Source organism: Gluconacetobacter diazotrophicus PA1 5, from assembly GCF_000067045.1.
Classification (GTDB): Bacteria; Pseudomonadota; Alphaproteobacteria; order Acetobacterales; family Acetobacteraceae; genus Gluconacetobacter; species Gluconacetobacter diazotrophicus.
Genome location: NC_010125.1, coordinates 2380351 through 2397817 on the forward strand (window position 1 = coordinate 2380351; position 17467 = coordinate 2397817).

At 65.1% G+C, this 17467-nt stretch carries 15 protein-coding genes, 1 tRNA gene and 1 riboswitch; of the genes, 7 read left to right on the forward strand and 9 right to left on the reverse strand.

Annotated features, from left to right (window positions below; translation table 11 throughout):
- Positions 1 to 32: 32 nt before the first annotated feature.
- Positions 33 to 398: a glycine cleavage system protein GcvH gene (gcvH, locus tag GDI_RS11060; RefSeq protein ID WP_012226206.1), complete on the reverse strand. Its 366-nt coding sequence runs from the start codon at positions 396 to 398 to the stop codon at positions 33 to 35.
- Between the two features lie 22 nt (positions 399 to 420).
- On the reverse strand, positions 421 to 1554 hold the full coding sequence (gcvT, locus tag GDI_RS11065) for a glycine cleavage system aminomethyltransferase GcvT (RefSeq protein WP_012553184.1): 1134 nt from the start codon (positions 1552 to 1554) through the stop codon (positions 421 to 423).
- 180 nt (positions 1555 to 1734) lie between these two features.
- Positions 1735 to 1822: riboswitch (glycine riboswitch) on the reverse strand.
- 139 nt (positions 1823 to 1961) lie between these two features.
- On the opposite strand from gcvT, the gene GDI_RS11070 reads away from it, so the two are divergent.
- Positions 1962 to 2267 carry a putative quinol monooxygenase gene (locus GDI_RS11070; protein ID WP_012226209.1) on the forward strand — a complete coding sequence of 102 codons (306 nt, stop codon included), beginning with the start codon at positions 1962 to 1964 and terminating at the stop codon, positions 2265 to 2267.
- A gap of 51 nt (positions 2268 to 2318) precedes the next feature.
- On the opposite strand, the gene speE is transcribed toward GDI_RS11070, so the two are convergent.
- The 3 genes from speE to uvrA all read right to left on the reverse strand — a co-directional run bounded on the left by speE (position 2319) and on the right by uvrA (position 6839).
- Positions 2319 to 3188, reverse strand: coding sequence for a polyamine aminopropyltransferase (speE, locus tag GDI_RS11075; RefSeq protein ID WP_012226211.1), 870 nt, complete (start codon positions 3186 to 3188; stop codon positions 2319 to 2321).
- A gap of 121 nt (positions 3189 to 3309) precedes the next feature.
- The gene (speD, locus tag GDI_RS11080) at positions 3310 to 3768 is read right to left on the reverse strand and encodes an adenosylmethionine decarboxylase (protein ID WP_012553186.1); all 459 of its coding nucleotides are present in this window, start codon (positions 3766 to 3768) and stop codon (positions 3310 to 3312) included.
- Positions 3769 to 3926: 158 nt separating this feature from the next.
- Entirely contained in the window at positions 3927 to 6839 is a 2913-nt protein-coding gene (uvrA, locus tag GDI_RS11085; protein ID WP_041249404.1) for an excinuclease ABC subunit UvrA, read from the reverse strand.
- 294 nt (positions 6840 to 7133) lie between these two features.
- Here uvrA and ssb point away from each other — a divergent pair, with 294 nt between their 5' ends.
- From ssb to GDI_RS11110, 5 genes are all read left to right on the forward strand, one after another.
- Positions 7134 to 7688, forward strand: a complete 555-nt coding sequence (ssb, locus tag GDI_RS11090; RefSeq protein WP_041249405.1) for a single-stranded DNA-binding protein — start codon at positions 7134 to 7136, stop codon at positions 7686 to 7688.
- Positions 7689 to 7855: 167 nt separating this feature from the next.
- Positions 7856 to 10648, forward strand: coding sequence for a DNA gyrase subunit A (gene gyrA / locus GDI_RS11095; RefSeq protein WP_012226218.1), 2793 nt, complete (start codon positions 7856 to 7858; stop codon positions 10646 to 10648).
- Positions 10641 to 11150 carry a pantetheine-phosphate adenylyltransferase gene (gene coaD, locus GDI_RS11100; protein WP_012226220.1) on the forward strand — a complete coding sequence of 170 codons (510 nt, stop codon included), beginning with the start codon at positions 10641 to 10643 and terminating at the stop codon, positions 11148 to 11150. The genes gyrA and coaD overlap by 8 nt, the downstream gene beginning before the upstream one ends.
- Positions 11151 to 11208: 58 nt before the next feature.
- A complete protein-coding gene (locus tag GDI_RS11105) occupies positions 11209 to 11694 on the forward strand; it encodes a peptidylprolyl isomerase (RefSeq protein WP_012226222.1) in 486 nt (161 codons plus the stop codon).
- 70 nt (positions 11695 to 11764) lie between these two features.
- Positions 11765 to 11840, forward strand: a tRNA-Lys gene (locus GDI_RS11110).
- Positions 11841 to 11903: 63 nt separating this feature from the next.
- On the opposite strand, the gene GDI_RS11115 is transcribed toward GDI_RS11110, so the two are convergent.
- The 4 genes from GDI_RS11115 to GDI_RS11130 all read right to left on the reverse strand — a co-directional run bounded on the left by GDI_RS11115 (position 11904) and on the right by GDI_RS11130 (position 16358).
- Positions 11904 to 13670, reverse strand: coding sequence for a methyl-accepting chemotaxis protein (locus GDI_RS11115; protein WP_012226224.1), 1767 nt, complete (start codon positions 13668 to 13670; stop codon positions 11904 to 11906).
- 273 nt (positions 13671 to 13943) lie between these two features.
- Entirely contained in the window at positions 13944 to 14753 is an 810-nt protein-coding gene (locus GDI_RS11120) for a transglutaminase-like domain-containing protein (RefSeq protein WP_012226226.1), read from the reverse strand.
- 157 nt (positions 14754 to 14910) lie between these two features.
- Complete coding sequence (locus tag GDI_RS11125; protein WP_012226228.1) at positions 14911 to 15282, reverse strand: YidB family protein; 372 nt, start codon at positions 15280 to 15282, stop codon at positions 14911 to 14913.
- A 329-nt stretch (positions 15283 to 15611) separates the two neighbouring features.
- Complete coding sequence (locus tag GDI_RS11130) at positions 15612 to 16358, reverse strand: DUF2076 domain-containing protein (protein WP_012226230.1); 747 nt, start codon at positions 16356 to 16358, stop codon at positions 15612 to 15614.
- 220 nt (positions 16359 to 16578) lie between these two features.
- Between GDI_RS11130 and GDI_RS11135 the strand changes: the two genes are divergently transcribed.
- A complete protein-coding gene (locus tag GDI_RS11135; protein WP_041249784.1) occupies positions 16579 to 17466 on the forward strand; it encodes a glycine--tRNA ligase subunit alpha in 888 nt (295 codons plus the stop codon).
- Position 17467 lies beyond the last annotated feature (1 nt).

Genomic DNA, 17467 nt, shown 5'->3' on the forward strand with positions numbered 1-17467 from the left:
GGTTCTCCGCGACAGCAGCAGGGGTATCAGGATCAGGCGATCAGGGCGGCGTAGGCGGCGGCATCCAGCAGGGATGCGAGCTGCCCCTGGTCGGCGATGCGCATCTTCAGGATCCAGCCCTCGGCTTCCGGATCACGGTTCACCAGCGACGGATCGTCGGCCAGCGCGCCGTTGAATCCGGCGACGGTGCCCGACACGGGGGCGTAGATATCCGACGCGGCCTTGACCGATTCGACGACGGCGGCGCTGTCGCCCTGCGCGACCTCGGTGCCGTCCGGCTTGGCTTCGACGAAGACCAGCTCGCCCAACTCCTCGGCGGCATGGGCGGTGATCCCCACCGTCGCGACGTCACCCTCGATGCGCAGCCACTCGTGATCTTTTGTGTAATAGACGGTCATGTTCAAAACTCCACCCAATGCGTCAACGCTTGAATCCCGGTGCCACGAACGGCAGAGCCGCGACCGTGACCGGCACGTATTTGCCGCGCAGTTCGGCGAACAGGGCGGTGCCCGTCGCCGCATGCGCGATATCGACATATCCCATGGCCACCGGCGCCCCGGCCGTGGGGCCGAACGCGCCCGACGTCACGTGGCCCACCGGACGATGCCCCTCGGCATCGGCGAACAGGCGCGCGCCGCCCCGCACGGGCGCGCGGCCATCGACCGCGATCCCGACCCGGCGACGGGCGGCGCCGTCCTGAATCCGGGCCAGGATGATGTCGGCCCCGGGGAAGCCCCCTGCCCGCGCCCCGCCGGCGCGACGGCTCTTCTGGATCGACCATTCCAGCGCGCCTTCGACCGGCGTGGTGTCGGGACCGATATCCGATCCATACAGGCACAGCCCCGCTTCCAGCCGCAGGCTGTCGCGCGCGCCCAGGCCCACCGGTTCGACCTCGGCCTGCGCCAGCAGCGCCTCGGCCACGCGCACCGTGCCGCCGGATTCCATGCCGAGTTCGAACCCGTCCTCGCCGGTATAGCCCGAACGCGAAACGATACAGGGCACGCCCGCGACGTCGAATTCCGCGACATCCATGAAGCGCATGTCCGCCGATGCCGGCGCCAGCCGGGCCAGGGCCGCGCCCGCCAGCGGCCCCTGCAGCGCGATCAGCGCCCGGTCCGGCAGGGATTCGACAATACAGGCATCGTCCAGCGCCGCCGTGATATGCGCCAGGTCGGCGTCCTTGCACGCCGCATTGACCACCAGCAGCAGCGTGTCACCGACACGCGACACCATCAGGTCGTCGATGATCCCGCCCTGTTCGTTGGTCAGCAGGGCATAGCGCTGCCGGCCCGGCTTCAGCGACAGGATGTCGGCCGGTACCAGGCGCTCCAGCGCCAGGGCGGCGTCCTCGACACGGCCCGAGCGCGCACGCAGGCGGATCTGGCCCATATGGGACACGTCGAACAGGCCGGCGGCGGCGCGGGTGTGCTGATGTTCGGCCATGACGCCGGCGCGGTACTGGACCGGCATCTCGTACCCCCCGAAGGGGACCATGCGCGCGCCCAGCGACAGATGCAGGTCGTGCAGCGGCGTGCGCAGCAGGGGCTGGGTCATGCCGCCCCCCGCATGCGGGCCGTCAGGCCAGGAAGAAAGGGAAACGGACAGGGGGATAACGAACCGCGTGACATGAACAGAGCCTCCTGAATCCAAGATCGGATCCGAATGCCCCTTCTGTCGGTTTGCCTGAGATCGCTATCCCGTCGGCGGACGCTCGGGGCGTCTCTCTCCAGAAGTCGATGCCGGGCGGTCCTTTGGCCTGAGAGTTTCCGGGGCGGTTGCTCCTTCGGCGCCGGCTCTCGCCAGTCTCTCCCGCGTCAGCATTCCGATGCTTGGCATATGTTGCGCAAGCAAGTCAATCGCCCTGGAAAGCCCGATCAAAAGCCCGTTCCGGTTCTGGATCTGCCGCTTGCGCCCGCATAGGCTGGGCGGCCGGCAAACTGCCCGAGAGAAGGACACCGCTCATGGATGCGACCCCGTTTACCGTCATCGCGGAATTTGCGACAACGCCCGAAAGTCACGACAAATTCCTGAAAATCTGCGCCTATGACGCAGCCCGTTCGGTGACGGACGAACCAGGGTGCCACCGCTTCGACGCCCTGCTGCCGGACGGCGAACCGAACACGGTCATCCTGTACGAGGTCTATACGGACCGTGCGGCGTTCGACACCCACCTGACGACGCCGCATTACAAGGTCTTCGCGGACGGCGTCGCCGAACTGGGCGTCGAGATCGTCAAGGTGCGGATGCTGACGACGCAGCCTGCCTGAAAGGCCCACCAGAAAGAAAGGCAGGGCATGAACGCCCTGCCCCCTCCTGCCTTACTTCGCCGCGGGCAGGTGCTTCGCGATATAGGGCGGCAGGTTGAAGGCGCCGGTGTGGATTTCCGGCGTCCAGTAGCCGGTGGTCCCCAGGATGCCCGCCGCCTCGGCCCGGGCGCGAATCGTCTCGACCGACGGTGTGGCCGGATTCGTGCCTTTCGCCGCGACGCCCAGCGTCATGAACCCGCCGACATAGGTCGGCACCGCCGCGACATAGGCCGACACGTGCGGGAAGAACCGCGCGCGGCGCAGGCTGGTGTCGCGCAGTTCGTCGGCCTGCATGAAGGGCACGCCGCACTGATTCACGATGATGCCGTTCGGCGTCAGGATGCGCGCGCAATGTTCGTAGAACGAATCGGTAAACAGCACCTCGCCCACGCCGATCGGGTCGGTGCTATCGACGATGATCACATCGACCGATCCGGTTTCGGCGCGCGCGACGTAGTCGATGCCGTCGCCCACGATCACCTCGGCGCGGGGGTCGGTCCAGGCGTCGCCGGCAATGCCGGGCAGGAACTGCCTGGACAGCGCGATCACCTCGCCGTCAATTTCCACCATCACCGCCCGGGTCACGCCGCGATGCTGCAGCACCCGGCGCAGCACGCCGCCGTCACCCGCGCCGATGATCAGCACGCTGGCGGCGTTGCCGTGGGCCAGCAGCGGCACGTGGGTCAGCATTTCCTGATAGACGAACTCGTCACCCTCGGTGATCTGGATCACGCCGTCGAGCACGAGGACGCGGCCATGCGTCTCGCTTTCGAAAACCACGATATCCTGGAACGCGCTCCTGGTGCGGGCCAGCTCGGTGCGGACCCGGAAGCGCTGCTGCCAGCCGTCATAGAGTGTTTCGCCGATCCATGCTTCAGTCATTGCTCATTTCCCCTCGTGTCCACGGATGGACGCCGGACATAAAAAAAGAGGCCGGATAAATCCGGCCCCCGGGTTCTATGCGGGCAGGAACGGCGTCAGGCGGGGCCCGGCGCCCCCGCCGTCAGGCGACGCGGCCGCGGCGCTGTTCGTCCACCACGACCCGGTCCGCCTGGAACAGGCGCTGCATCACCGGGATCGCCAGATGCGGATCGCACGCGCCGCACATGAAGATGTCCACCGCCGCGAAATTGCGTTCCGGCCACGTGTGGATCGAAATATGGCTCTCGGCCAGGACCACCACGCCCGACACGCCGCCATTGGGCGTGAAATGGTGGAAATGGCTGTGCAGAATCGTCGCCCCCGCCGTCACCGCCGCTTCGCACAGCGTGCGATCGATCTGCTCCGGGTCATCCAGGTTCGTTGCATCCCAGAGATCGACGAGAAGATGCGTACCCGCAAACTTCATCCCGTCTTTCTCAACGAAATAATCCTTCCGCTCCTCGTCGCACGAGGAAGGAGTAGAAGACTGGATATTGCTCGGGTATTCCGAGACCATCCCCAGCTGAGCAAGTGCGTTCATCACGTACCCCCAAACCAGTAGACAGCCTGTTGGGCGGGATCGCCCCCTTGGGCCAAGGGGGCCGCTGATAAGGCCACAGCCTTATCAGCGCAAGTATTTTTCGGTTGCTCGGGGCATGTTTTTTTCAAGTATTTTCGATGACAGCCATCCGGCGGCCCTCAGCCCTTGGAGCGACGGCGGCGCGCCTTGGGCGCCGCCGCCGGCAGCAGGGGGCGCAGGAAGCGCCCGGTATGGCTCTCGGGGCACGCCGCGATGTCCTCGGGCGTGCCCTCGGCCACGATGCGCCCGCCGCCATCGCCGCCTTCCGGTCCCATGTCCAGCACCCAGTCCGCGGTCTTGATGACTTCCAGATTGTGCTCGATCACCACCACCGTGTTGCCCTGATCCACCAGGGCATGCAGCACCTCCAGCAGCTTGCGCACGTCCTCGGTGTGCAGGCCGGTGGTGGGTTCGTCCAAGATGTACAGCGTGCGTCCGGTGGCGCGGCGGGCCAGTTCCTTGGACAGCTTCACGCGCTGCGCCTCGCCCCCCGAAAGGGTCGTCGCCTGCTGGCCCAGCGCGACATAGCCCAGCCCCACCTGCTGCAGGATGGCCAGCCGGTCGCGAATCCGCGGCACGGCAGAAAAATACGGCAGCGCCTCGTCCACCGTCATGGCCAGCACGTCGGCGATCGACTTGCCGCGGAATTTCACCTCCAGCGTCTCGCGGTTGTAGCGCGCGCCCTTGCAGGTGTCGCAGGTCACGAACACGTCGGGCAGGAAGTGCATTTCGATCTTCAGCACACCGTCGCCCTGGCAGGCCTCGCACCGGCCACCCTTGACGTTGAAGGAGAACCGCCCCGCCTTGTAGCCCCTGGCCTTGCTTTCCGGCAGTTCGGCGAACCAGTCGCGGATCGGCGCGAACAGGTCGGTATAGGTCGCGGGATTGGATCGCGGCGTGCGGCCGATCGGCGACTGGTCGATGTCGATGATCTTGTCCAGCAGGTCCAGCCCCGCGATCCCGCGATAGGGCGCGGGATTCTGCCCCGATCCCATCAACTGCCGCGACAGCGCCTTGTACAGCGTATCGATCACCAGCGTCGATTTGCCGCCCCCCGACACCCCGGTCACGCAGGTGAAGGTGCCCAGCGGGAAATGCGCGGTGACATCCTTCAGGTTGTTGCCGCCGGCACCCTCCAGCACCAGCATGCGGGCGGGATCGATCGGCCGGCGCACCGTCGGCACATCGATCCGCTTGCGGCCGGACAGGTAGTCGCCGGTCAGGCTGGCCGGATTCGCCGCGACCTCCTCGGGCGTGCCGATGGCCACCACGTGCCCGCCATTGACCCCGGCCCCCGGCCCCATGTCGATCAGCCAGTCGGCGCTCCGGATCGCGTCTTCGTCATGCTCGACGACGATCAGCGTGTTCCCCAGCCGCTTCAACCGGTCCAGCGTGCCCAGCAGCCGTTCGTTGTCGCGCTGGTGCAGGCCGATAGACGGTTCGTCCAGCACGTACAGCACGCCCGTCAGGCCCGATCCGATCTGGCTGGCCAGGCGAATCCGCTGGCTTTCCCCGCCCGACAGGGTGGCCGACCCGCGCGACAGGGTCAGGTAGTCCAGCCCGACATCGTTCAGGAAATGCAGCCGGTCCAGGATTTCACGCAGGATACGCCGCGCGATTTCGGCGCGCTGCGGCGTCAGCGTCGCCTCGACCGTGCCGAACCAGTCCAGCGCCCGGCGGATCGGCAGGTCCGATGCCTCGGCGATCGTCGAACCCGCGACCCGCACCGACAGGGCCTCGGGCCGCAGGCGCGTGCCGTGGCAGACATGGCAGGGCTTGTCGGACTGGTAGCGCGACAGTTCCTCGCGCACCCATACGCTGTCGGTTTCGGCCATGCGGCGGCGCAGGTTGGTCACCAAACCTTCGAACCGCTTGGTCAGGTCATAGGATTTCCGGCCGTCGCGATAGCGGAACAGGATCTCGTCCTTGCCGCCGTCCAGGATGGTCTCGCGAACGCCCGCCGGCAGGTCCCGCCAGGGCGTGTCCATGCCCACGCCGTAATGGGCGGCCAGGCTGTCCAGCGTCTGCTGGTAGTAGGGGCTTTGCGTGCTGCGCCAGGGCGCGATGGCCCCGCGTTCCAGCGACAGGGATTCGTCGGGCACGATCAGGTGCGGGTCGAAGAAGGTCTCCAGCCCGATGCCATCGCAGGCCGGGCATGCGCCCTGGGGCGCGTTGAAGGAAAACAGGCGCGGCTCGATCTCTTCCAGCGTGAAGCCGCTGACCGGGCAGGCGAAGCGCGAGGAGAACACGATGTGCGGCGGCGGCTCGGCCTCGCCGCGCGGCAGTTCCTCGGCATAGACCAGGCCGTCGGACAGGCCCAGCGCGGTCTCGAAACTGTCGGCCAGGCGCGATTCCAGGCCGGGCTTCACCACCACCCGGTCCACCACGGCCTCGACGGTATGACGCAGCTTGCGGTTCAGGTCCGGGACCTCGGCGATGTCGTACAGCGTGCCGTCCACCTTCACCCGGGCGAAGCCCTTGCGCTGCAGTTCCGCCAGTTCCTTGCGGCATTCGCCCTTGCGGTCGCGAATGACCGGCGCCAGCAGCATCAGGCGCGTGCCTTCCGGCAGCGCCATGACGCGATCGACCATCTGGCTGATGGTCTGCGCCTCGATCGGCAGGCCGGTGGCGGGCGAATAGGGCACGCCGGCCCGCGCCCACAGCAGGCGCATGTAGTCGTGAATCTCGGTGATCGTGCCGACGGTGGAGCGCGGATTCTTCGACGTCGTCTTCTGTTCGATGGAAATCGCGGGCGACAGGCCCTCGATCGCGTCCACGTCCGGCTTGCCCATCAGTTCCAGGAACTGCCGCGCATAGGCCGACAGGCTTTCGACATAGCGGCGCTGGCCCTCGGCATAGATCGTGTCGAACGCCAGGGACGACTTTCCCGATCCCGACAGGCCGGTGACGACCGTCAGCGCGTCGCGGGGAATTTCGACGTCGATGTTCTTCAGGTTGTGCGCCCGCGCGCCGCGGACCCGGATCGACTGCGCCGCTGGCAGGCCGGGTGCCGGCCTGGATCGATTACCCATGATGTCCGCTCTCCGTTCCACCCGGCACCGGATTGTCTCAGGGCCGCTTCGTTCATACTCTGTTCTGACCGGTTCCGTGCCCGCCGCCAAGAGCCGCCGACGCGGAAAAATGTAATCCGGTCGCATCGGCCACCGGCGTATCGCGCACATGCGGTATCATCCGGCGCGCATCTGCGTTAGGATGGCGACCGAGTTCCGTCCCCCCACCCAGCACCGGTCCGGGCGGACGGTTTTTTTCATGGGGGCCCGCCCTTGGGCCGCGCCCCCGGGACCGGACAGCAGCAGGACAGCAGTATGGCGGGTAGCGTCAACAAGGTCATTCTCGTGGGTAATCTGGGCAAGGACCCCGAAGTCAGGAACAGCCAGGCCGGCGCCAAGATCGTGTCGCTGACGCTGGCGACCAGCGACACGTGGAATGACCGTGCGTCCGGCGAACGGCGCGAGCGCACGGAATGGCATCGGGTCGTCATCTTCAACGAACGCCTGGCGGACGTGGCCGAGCGGTTCCTGCGCAAGGGCCGCAAGGTCTATCTGGAAGGCACGCTGCAGACCCGCAAATGGACCGACCAGTCCGGCCAGGAACGCTACACGACCGAGGTCGTGATAGACCGCTTCCGTGGCGAACTGGTGCTGCTGGACAGCAACCGGGGCGGCGAATCCGGTGACGATGCCGGCGGCGGCGGATATGGCGGCGGGTATTCCGCGCCGTCCGCGCCCCGGCAGATCGGCGGTGGCCGCGGCGGCAGCGCCGGGGGTCCCGGCGGGAGCGGCGCGGGCGGCGGCAATCCCGGCGGCGGCTGGGACGCACCGCATGGCGGCAGCGACCTGGACGACGAAATCCCGTTCTAGGCGGGACGCGCCCCCGCCGGGGGCGAATCCGGCCGGGCGGCGCGTTTTTTCCCCGGCCGGACTCTGTGCTATCGTGCGGCGTGACGCCGCCGGCCCCCAGACCGGTTCCCGCCACCCCCGCCTCGCCCACGAGGCGCGCAGGGTGGCACTGACATGACGGATATGCCTTGACCGAAATTCCCGATCCGCCGGAACCGCCGGCACCCTCCGACATGATTCCGGTGACGATCGAGGAGGAGATGCGGTCCTCCTACCTCGCCTATGCGATGTCGGTCATCGTCAGCCGCGCCCTGCCGGACGTGCGGGACGGGCTGAAGCCGGTGCATCGGCGTATCCTCTATTCAATGCGCGAAAGCGGATTCACCCACGACAAGCCCTATCGCAAATCGGCCCGCGCGGTCGGTGACGTGATGGGTAAATACCATCCGCACGGCGATTCATCGATCTACGACGCCATGGTGCGCATGGCGCAGTTCTGGTCGATGCGGGTCAAGTTGATCGACGGCCAGGGCAATTTCGGTTCGGTCGACGGCGATTCCCCCGCCGCCATGCGCTATACCGAAGCGCGGCTGGCCAAGGCCGCTTCCTTCCTGCTGGACGATATCGACCGCGACACCGTCGATTTCCAGCCGAACTATGACGAGAGCGAGCAGGAACCGAAGATCCTGCCCGCCGCCTTCCCCAACCTGCTGATCAACGGCGCCTCGGGCATCGCGGTCGGCATGGCGACCAACATCCCGACCCATAATCCGGCCGAGATCATCGACGCCACCCTGGCGCTGATCGCCAATCCGGACCTGACGCTGGACGACCTGATCCGCATCGTTCCCGGCCCGGATTTCCCGACCGGCGGCATCATCCTGGGCCATGCCGGCATCCGCAGCGCGTTCGAGACCGGGCGCGGCTCGATCCTGATCCGCGCCCGTGCCGAGATCGAGGAACTGCGCCGCGACCGCAGCGCCATCGTGATCACCGAGATCCCGTACCAGGTGAACAAGGCGACCCTGCAGGAGCGCATCGCCGAACTGGTGCGCGCCAAGCAGATCGAGGGCATTTCCGACATTCGCGACGAAAGCGACCGGTCGGGCATGCGCATCGTCATCGAAATCAAGCGTGACGCGACGCCCGAGGTGGTGCTGAACCAGCTTTACCGCTTCACACAGCTCCAGACCTCGTTCGGCGTCAACATGCTGGCGCTGGATAACGGCCAGCCCCGCCTGATGGGGCTAAAGGACGTGCTGGAGGCCTTCATCACGTTCCGCGAGGATGTGATCCTGCGCCGGGCGCGCTTCGACCTGAACAAGGCCCGCGATCGCGGTCACCTGCTGGTGGGCCTGGTGATCGCGGTGGCCAATATCGACGCCGTCATCGCCCTGATCCGTGCCGCCCCCGACGCCGCCCATGCGCGCGAGGCGCTGATGGCAACGGCCTGGGACGCGGCGGATGTCGAGCCGCTGTTGGCGCTGATCCAGGACGAGGGCAACGTCGTGACCGACGGCAAGGTCTACCTGACCGAAGCCCAGGCGCGCGGCATCCTGGAACTGCGCCTGCAGCGCCTGACCGGGCTGGAGCGGGAGAAGATCCAGCAGGAACTGTCCGAGGTCGCGGCCCGGATCAACGAATTGCTGACCATCATCGCCAGCCGCCCGCGCCGCATGGAAGTGATGTGCGAGGAACTGGCGGCGATCCGCGCCGAACTGGCGACGCCGCGCATGACCGAGATCGCGCAATATGCCGGCGACCAGACCGACGAAAGCCTGATCGAGCCCGGCCAGATGGTCGTGACCATCACGCGTGAGGGCTTCATCAAGCGGACGCCGCTGGACGTCTTCCGCGCGCAGAATCGCGGCGGACGAGGCCGGACCGCCGCCGGACGCCGGGGCGACGACATCGTCGTCCGCTCGTTCAACGCCCATACCCACCAGTGGGTGCTGTTCTTCTCGTCGGGCGGCAAGGCCTATCGCGAGAAGGTCTGGCGCCTGCCCGAAGCCAGCCCGACCGCCAAGGGCCGGGCGCTGGTCAATTTGCTGCCCGACCTGGGCGGCGATTCGATCACGGCCGTGCTGCCGCTGCCGCAGGACGAGACCCTGTGGGAAAACCTGCACCTGGTCTTCGCCACCGCGACGGGCAACGTGCGCCGCAACCGCCTGAGCGATTTCCGCAACATCCGCTCGTCCGGCCTGATCGCGATGAAGCTGGATGACGGCGACCGGCTGATCGGCGTGGCCACCTGCCGCGAGGGACAGGATGTGTTCCTGGCCACGCGGGCGGCGCGCTGCATCCGTTTCCAGATCACCGACGACACGCTGCGCGTCTTTGCCGGGCGCGACAGTTCGGGCGTGCGCGGCATCCGCCTGGCTGAGGGGGACGAGGTCAACAGCCTGTGCGTGCTGAACCATGTCGAGGCGACGGTCGAGGAACGCGCGTCCTTCCTGCGCATGGCCAATGCCCGCCGCCGCGCGGAAAACGCCGCGCTGCAGGCCGGCGAGGAGGCCGAGGAGGTCGCCGCCGAACCGTCGGACGACGAAGCACTGCCCGCCGATTCGGTCATCGATCCCGAGCGGTTCGCCGAGATGGAACAGGCCGAGGAAATCCTGCTGACCGTCAGCAACGCGGGCTTCGGCCGCCGTTCGTCGGCCTATGATTACCGCGTCAGCGGGCGCGGCGGACAGGGCATTGCCAACATGACCTTCAACGGCGGCAAGCGCGGCAGCGAGGTCGTGGCCACGCTGCCGGTCATCAACGGTACCGACGTGATGCTGGTCACCGATGCCGGACGCCTGATCCGCGTGCCGGTGGACCAGATTCGCGTCATGTCCCGCCAGGCCAGCGGCGTCACGCTGTTCCGCCTGGACACCACCGAGCGCGTCACCAGCGTCTTCCCCGTGATGGATGACGGCGATGACGATGCCGAGGACGGCGGTCCCGACGCCCCGGCGGCGGAGGACGAGAATGCCTGATGCCACGCCGCGCACGGGGTTTTACCCCGGCACGTTCGATCCGATGACCAACGGTCACCTGGACATCGTCGAACGTGCGGCGCGACTGGTGGACCGGCTGGTGGTGGGGGTGGCGGAAAATACCGGCAAGCAGCCCCTGATGCCGCTGGACGAACGCGTCGCCTGCGTGCAGGCCGAAACCCGGGCGGTGGCGCAGCGGAACGGCACGACCATCGACGTGGTGGGATTCGGCAACCTGCTGGTCGAGGTGGCGCGCTCCCATGGCGCCACCGTGATCGTCCGGGGTTTGCGGGCGGTGGTGGATTTCGACTACGAGGTGCAGATGTTCGGCATGAACCACCATCTGGCGCCGGATATCGAGACGGTCTTCCTGATGGCCACCGAACGCAACCAGTATATCTCCTCGCGGCTGGTGAAGGAGGTCGCCCGACTGGGCGGCGACATCACCGGCTTCGTGCCCCCCTTCACGCGCCGGCATGTCCTGGCGCGGCTGGAGGGATAACGCACGGTCCGGGCACGGCATGCCGTGCCACGGGCCTTTCAGCACTGGAACATGAACGATGTCTGATACCGCACCGAAAGCCGACCTGATCGACCTGGAACTGAAGACGGGCCGTGTGGTCATTCAGTTGCGTCCCGACCTGGCGCCGCTGGCGGCCGAGCGGATCCGTACGCTGGCGGCCGAGGGCTTCTACGACAACACGCCCTTCCACCGCGTCATTCACGGCTTCATGGCCCAGGGCGGCGACCCGACCGGCACGGGCACCAGCGGCAGCCACCTGCCCGACCTGAAGGCCGAATTCACCCGCGCCGCGAAGTTCGAGCGCGGCACCATCGGCATGGCCCGCACGATGAACCCGGACAGCGCGAACAGCCAGTTCTTCATCATGTTCGAGCCCTCGCCCCACCTGGACGGCCAGTACACGATCGTCGGCCAGGTGGTCGAAGGCATGGAGCATATCGACCAGATCAAGCGCGGCGCGGGCCAGAGCGGCACGGTGCAGGACCCGGACCGCATCATTTCCATGCGTCCCGCCGCAGCCTGACACGCGTCTGCCGGTTGACTTGACCGGCCGAAACCGTTACCCGGGGCCGCACCGCACAGGCGGCCCTGGTGAGCCGGTAGCTCAGTCGGTAGAGCATTCGACTTTTAATCGAATGGTCGTGGGTTCGAATCCCACCCGGCTCACCATTTCATAAAATTTTCTGGCGCTTCCATATTACTGGGCCAGTTCGGGCCGCGTGCCGGTTTCCGTCAATCCGCCTTGAACCTGTCGACAATCGCCTTCAGCTTACGGGCTTCGGACGCCAGATTGTGGCTCGCCGCCGTCGTCTGCTCCACCATCGCGGCATTCTGCTGCGTCACCTTGTCCATCTGGCTGACGGTCGTGTTGATTTCGGACATGCTGAAGGCTTGGTCCTTGGCGGCCGAGGCAATCTGACTGACCGAATCGGTGATGAAGAGAATCCTGTCCACAATGTCTTTCACCGCGCCATTGGCCTGATCGACGAACCGCGCGCCGTTCCTTATCCCGTCGGACGATCGATTGATCAGGACCCGGATTTCGTTTGTGGAATCCGCCGACCGTTGGGCCAGGGAACGGATTTCACTGGCGACGACGGCAAATCCATTGCCCGTTTCTCCCGCGCGGGCCGCCTCGACCGCCGCATTCAGGGCAAGAATGTTCGTCTGGAACGTGATGCCATCGAGCAGGTTGATGATGTCGAAAACCTGTTTCGAGGATTCGGTGATTTCCGCCATCGCCTGGCTCAGGGTCGTCATGATGTCCCGGGATCGCGTCGCGTTATCCTGAGCCAGTTGTGCTGACGCGTGCGCCTCCGCCCCCGCTCCGGCTGTTTTCTGCACCGCCGTCGCCACGAACGTCACCGACGATGCGGTTTCCGTCAGATTGGCGGCCTGCTGCTCGGTACGCTTCGCGAGGTCTTCAGATGCTGTGGATACCTCGCTCGAACTGTTGGCGATAACGGAAACACTGTCCGACACGTCGCGCATGGCATCGGACAACGAGACCAGGGCCTCGTTGAAATTAGCCCTGAGTTCTTCGAACTCCCACGGGAATGCCTCAGTATAGCGAAAGGACAGGTCGCCTTGCGACAAGGCTTTCACGCCTCTCGCCAGTCCGTCCAGCAGATCTTTCTGCATTTTCGTCCGCTCAGCATTTTCAGCATCGACGCGCTTCTTCTCCACATCGGCGGCCTCACGCAGGTTGGCGGCTTCCTTTTCCAGATGACGGGCATTCTGCAAATTCTGCTGAAAATGGAACAGAACATTGGATACGATGCCGATTTCGTCCCGCTTATCCCGGAAAGGAATGGACGTATTGTAATTTCCTTTTGAAATCTTCTTCATGGTCTCGGCCAGGGCAGAAATAGGCCCGGTAATCTGCCACGCGGAAAAAAACAGGATAATAAGAACCCCGGCAATTATTGCCGAAAGACAGAGCATGATGCTTATTTCAATAACGTCACTCACATGACGGTGCAGATCCGCCTTTTTCTGGTCTGCGATACCGCGCGCTTTCTCGGTCAGATGCCCCAGATCGATGGCGATATCGAGTCCTTTATTGTTCATGTCCGCCAGATAACTGACGATCGCGGCTCTCTGCCTGTCATTATCCAGAATTACGACCCCGTCGGCGCGGCTCATCTCCAGCTTTGCTCTGCGCACGATCTGGTCGATGTCGCTTTTCATGTAAGGCAGGTGCCTGCCTGCATCTTCAAGAATATCGTACAGCCCTTGAAGATCACTATGAAACAAATCGATCGATTTCGTCTTTATATTCGAGTCCGTTGCATTGACGATACGATATATCGAATAAAAAAGAGCATTCATTTTATCTGATGCTCGCGCCAACTCAAATATACCATTCTGATCTTGATCAAATAGAATGGAATATTTTTTTGATGTATCGTAAAATCCTGACGCCATATACATCAAAGAAGAGCATATCAATATCGCAGACACGATATTGATAACAAACAACTTGGGTCGAATATTCACTTATTTCTCATCACGATATGTTGTTTAATTATATTATACTGCACTCACTTTGTTGCCCGCCATTCGTACGGCTTACCAGCAAAGGGTTTGCCACATTACAAACAGGAATGTTCGCACAAAAGTGAACGAAATATACAGTTAAACTATTTCACAAAAGACGTTATCTGCCAACCGTTACGATTTTGGATTTTATACTGACCGGATCATGGTCCGCCTTGATACCATGCCTCAACACCGGCACGTCGGCGAATCCTCGCAGCCGCACGCAATCGGTCAGTTTATCTCTTCGTACGTCGTTACGGAAAATCCCGACAGGATCGAGGGACCGAACGAGGTCGTCAGCGCCACGTCCGTGGCATCGCGCCCCCGCGCCATGACGACGCGCCCGATGCGCGGGGTGTTGTGCCGTGCGTCGAACGTGAACCATTGCCCGTCCAGCCACACCTCGAACCACGCCGAGAAATCCATCGGATAATCGACAGGCGGGATGCCGATATCGCCCAGATATCCGGTGCAGTAGCGCGCGGGAATATTCATGCAGCGGCACAGCGTCACCGCCAGGTGGGCGAAGTCACGGCAGACGCCCACCCCTTCGTTATATGCCTCGTAGGCCGAGCGGGTCGGCCGCGCGTGGGCATAGTCGAAGCGAATATGATTGTGGACGAAGGACACGATCGCCTGCACCCGCCCCCAGCCGGGGGCCAGATGGCCGAACAGCGACCAGGCGACCGGCGACAGCAGGTCCGTCTCGCAATACCGGCTGCCCATCAGGAACACCAGGCAATCCGCCGGCAGGTCGGCCACCGGGACCTCGCGCGCCCAGGGCATCTGCCGGTCGGGCAGGCCGCTGTCGGCGATCACGAAGGACATGCTGGTGTGCAGCGTGCCGACAGGGGCGACCACGCGCGTGCAGCGGTTGCCGAAGCCGTCCAGATATCGCTGGGCGGGAACCGGCGGATCGAAAACCGGAATCTGCGGCGTCATCAGGTCGGGTTCGCGGTCCGGGTGGACTTCCAACATCAGGACAAGCGGCGTCGGAACCTGGACCGTCAATGCGATGTCATAGCCGGCGCGAATCAGCATGCCTTCCTCCGGTCGATGGGCGATACGCGGCGCCATGCGCCGCGCACCCGGCCCGCCGGTCCGGGATATCCGGTTCCGGGGCCGGTCTCGATGCCGCCCTCACCGTGGCACGATACATCCGGAAGAACCATGCCGGATCGCATTCGTCGCGGCAGGATCAATGCGGGACGACCGCATGCGCGCGCTTGTACACCACGATGGGAAGCTGCTTGGCCAGGATCATGACCACGGCGCGGTCGGACAGGCCCGTCTGCCCGGCGAACCATTCCAGGTCATTCGGGACGATCAGGGTCCGGACCATATCCTCGGTCATCGGGCCGGTCTTGTCGTCGGCTTTCCAGCGGGCGACGATGTCACCATAACCGGCGGCCTCGGCGCGCTCGGCAAAGCCGTTGGGCCCGTATTCGCGGCGAACGCCGTCCAGATACTCATTGATCGCGCTGGTCAGGCCCGAAAGGTCGTAGCGCGCACCGGTCAGGAAGTCACCCAGAGTCGTCCCCAGGTTCGTCGCCGAATTGGTAATGGACATCGTTCCCCTCCTTCGGAAGCGTTGCGGAACCTTCCAGTCAGCGTGGGGAAACGGCGTTCGTTCCGTCTCTCTCGAACGTGTGACGGAGCCCGCGGAAGGGACGGCGAGAGGCCGAAAAACGGAAAAACCGGAGCCCGAAGGCCCCGGTTTCCCGCGGATGAGACGACACAGAGGAAATGGCCTTGATGGCCGAGTTCTGAATAACACCCATTCATGACTGATATCAATCGGCCTCACGGCAATGTGTGACTGGGAAGACGGAGCATAAAAAAAGGCGGCCTCGCGGCCGCCTTTTCATCGTTCACTTCCGTCGGTCCCTCCAGGGCGACCTAGAAGTTATCGTCGCCGCCGCCCCAGTCGCCGCCGCCGAAACCGGCATCCCCGCCCGCGTCCCCGCCGGCATCGAAGCCCGGATCGACGGCGCCGCCGGCCCCGCCGAACGGATCGGCCCCGGGTGCGCCGGCATCGCCGTAATTGTTGTTGATGATGGTCTCACCGCCGGGCATGCCGCCGCCGAATCCACCGGCATCATGATGCCCGCTGAACAGATCGGTCAGGGCGTTGCCCACCATCATGCCGCCGGCGACGCCAGCCGCCGTGGTCAGCGCCGAGCCCAGGAAGCCGCTGCCGCGCGCGGGAAACATGCCGGGCTGCATTCCCGGGGGATAGGCCGGCTGGGGCGGCGGGGGGGCCGCCTGCTGGCCGCCCCAACCCGGCGGGGGCGCCGCCTGCGGGCGCTGGCCGCCACCGAACAGCCCGCCGAACAGACCGCCACCGCCCGAAGGCGCCTGCTGGCGGGCCTGAAGCGCCTGTTGCGCCTGCTGCAACTGCCATTGCAGTTGCTGAATGCGATTCTGCGCCTGCACCAGGGCGGCTTCCTGCACCACCGCCATCTGGGTGACGCGATAGCGGGCTTCGGGATATTGCTGGAACATCTGGCCGATATAATTGTCGGCCTCGGGGTCGATCGGCGGCAGGTTGGGCGCCGTGGCGGGCACGCTGCCGAAGCCCCCCTGCGGCGCGCCGCCGACGCGGGCGACGAACTTCGTGATCAGGTCGCGTTCCTCGTTATTCATCGTATCCGTCCTGTCTCCGACAAGGGTGCCTCGCCAAGATGTGGCCCGCGGACGTCAATTCCGCAAGCCCGCCCCGCGCACCCCCCGCCCCTGCGAACATCGTACCGCCCTGGCGCACCCCGGCTTTTTCGGGGGATCCGCGCGCCATCCCTGTATGGTGCGCCCCTTCCGCGTGCCGGACGGCATGCCCCTTCCTACCGCCTACCGGAGCATCCTTTCCATGGTCCCGGCCCCCGCGCCCCGGCCGACCGACACGCGTCCCCTGTCGTTTCAGGCGCTGATCCTGAAACTGCACCAGTTCTGGTCGGAACAGGGCTGCGCCATCCTGCAGCCGTACGATACCGAGGTGGGTGCCGGCACGCTGTCGCCGCACACCACCCTGCGGGCCCTTGGCGCCCGCCCGTGGAAGGCCGCGTACGTCCAGCCCTGCCGCCGGCCGTCCGACGGGCGTTACGGGGAAAATCCCAACCGGTTGCAGCATTACTACCAGTATCAGGTGCTGCTGAAGCCGACGCCCGAGGACAGCCAGAAGCTGTTGCTGGACAGCTACCGCGCCATCGGCATCGATCCGATGGAGCACGACATCCGCTTCGTCGAGGACGATTGGGAAAATCCCACCATCGGCGCCTGGGGCCTGGGGTGGGAGGTCTGGTGCGACGGGATGGAAGTGACGCAGTTCACCTATTTCCAGCAGGTCGGCGGCATTCCGACCGTCATGCCCTCGACCGAACTGACCTACGGGCTGGAACGGCTGGCGATGTATGTCCAGGGAATCGAAAACGTCTATGACCTGGATTTCAACGGCCAGGGCCTGACCTATGGCGACGTGTTCCTGCGCGCCGAACGCGACTATTCGCGCCATAATTTCGAACTGGCGGACACCGAAATGCTGCACCGCCATTTCATCGACGCCGAGCGCGAGGCCATCGCGCTGGTCGAATACGGCGTGGCCCAGCCCGCCTACGACCAATGCCTGAAGGCCAGCCACCTGTTCAACCTGCTGGACGCGCGCGGCGTCATCAGCGTCAGCGAACGCGCATCCTATATCGGCCGCGTGCGCACGCTGGCCCGGCGATGCTGCGACGCGTGGCTGGCGGGCGAGGAATAAG

Excerpts from the sequence above, each read along its gene's own strand:
- gcvH (WP_012226206.1), bottom strand. The coding sequence starts at position 398 with ATGACCGTCTATTACACAAAAGATCACGAGTGGCTGCGCATCGAGGGT.
- speE (WP_012226211.1), bottom strand. The coding sequence starts at position 3,188 with ATGACTGAAGCATGGATCGGCGAAACACTCTATGACGGCTGGCAGCAG.
- uvrA (WP_041249404.1), bottom strand. The coding sequence starts at position 6,839 with ATGGGTAATCGATCCAGGCCGGCACCCGGCCTGCCAGCGGCGCAGTCG.
- GDI_RS11070 (WP_012226209.1), top strand. The coding sequence starts at position 1,962 with ATGGATGCGACCCCGTTTACCGTCATCGCGGAATTTGCGACAACGCCC.
- GDI_RS11130 (WP_012226230.1), bottom strand. The coding sequence starts at position 16,358 with ATGAATAACGAGGAACGCGACCTGATCACGAAGTTCGTCGCCCGCGTC.
- GDI_RS11120 (WP_012226226.1), bottom strand. The coding sequence starts at position 14,753 with ATGCTGATTCGCGCCGGCTATGACATCGCATTGACGGTCCAGGTTCCG.
- GDI_RS11105 (WP_012226222.1), top strand. The coding sequence starts at position 11,209 with ATGTCTGATACCGCACCGAAAGCCGACCTGATCGACCTGGAACTGAAG.
- speD (WP_012553186.1), bottom strand. The coding sequence starts at position 3,768 with ATGAACGCACTTGCTCAGCTGGGGATGGTCTCGGAATACCCGAGCAAT.
- coaD (WP_012226220.1), top strand. The coding sequence starts at position 10,641 with ATGCCTGATGCCACGCCGCGCACGGGGTTTTACCCCGGCACGTTCGAT.
- GDI_RS11135 (WP_041249784.1), top strand. The coding sequence starts at position 16,579 with ATGGTCCCGGCCCCCGCGCCCCGGCCGACCGACACGCGTCCCCTGTCG.
- ssb (WP_041249405.1), top strand. The coding sequence starts at position 7,134 with ATGGCGGGTAGCGTCAACAAGGTCATTCTCGTGGGTAATCTGGGCAAG.
- GDI_RS11125 (WP_012226228.1), bottom strand. The coding sequence starts at position 15,282 with ATGTCCATTACCAATTCGGCGACGAACCTGGGGACGACTCTGGGTGAC.
- gcvT (WP_012553184.1), bottom strand. The coding sequence starts at position 1,554 with ATGACCCAGCCCCTGCTGCGCACGCCGCTGCACGACCTGCATCTGTCG.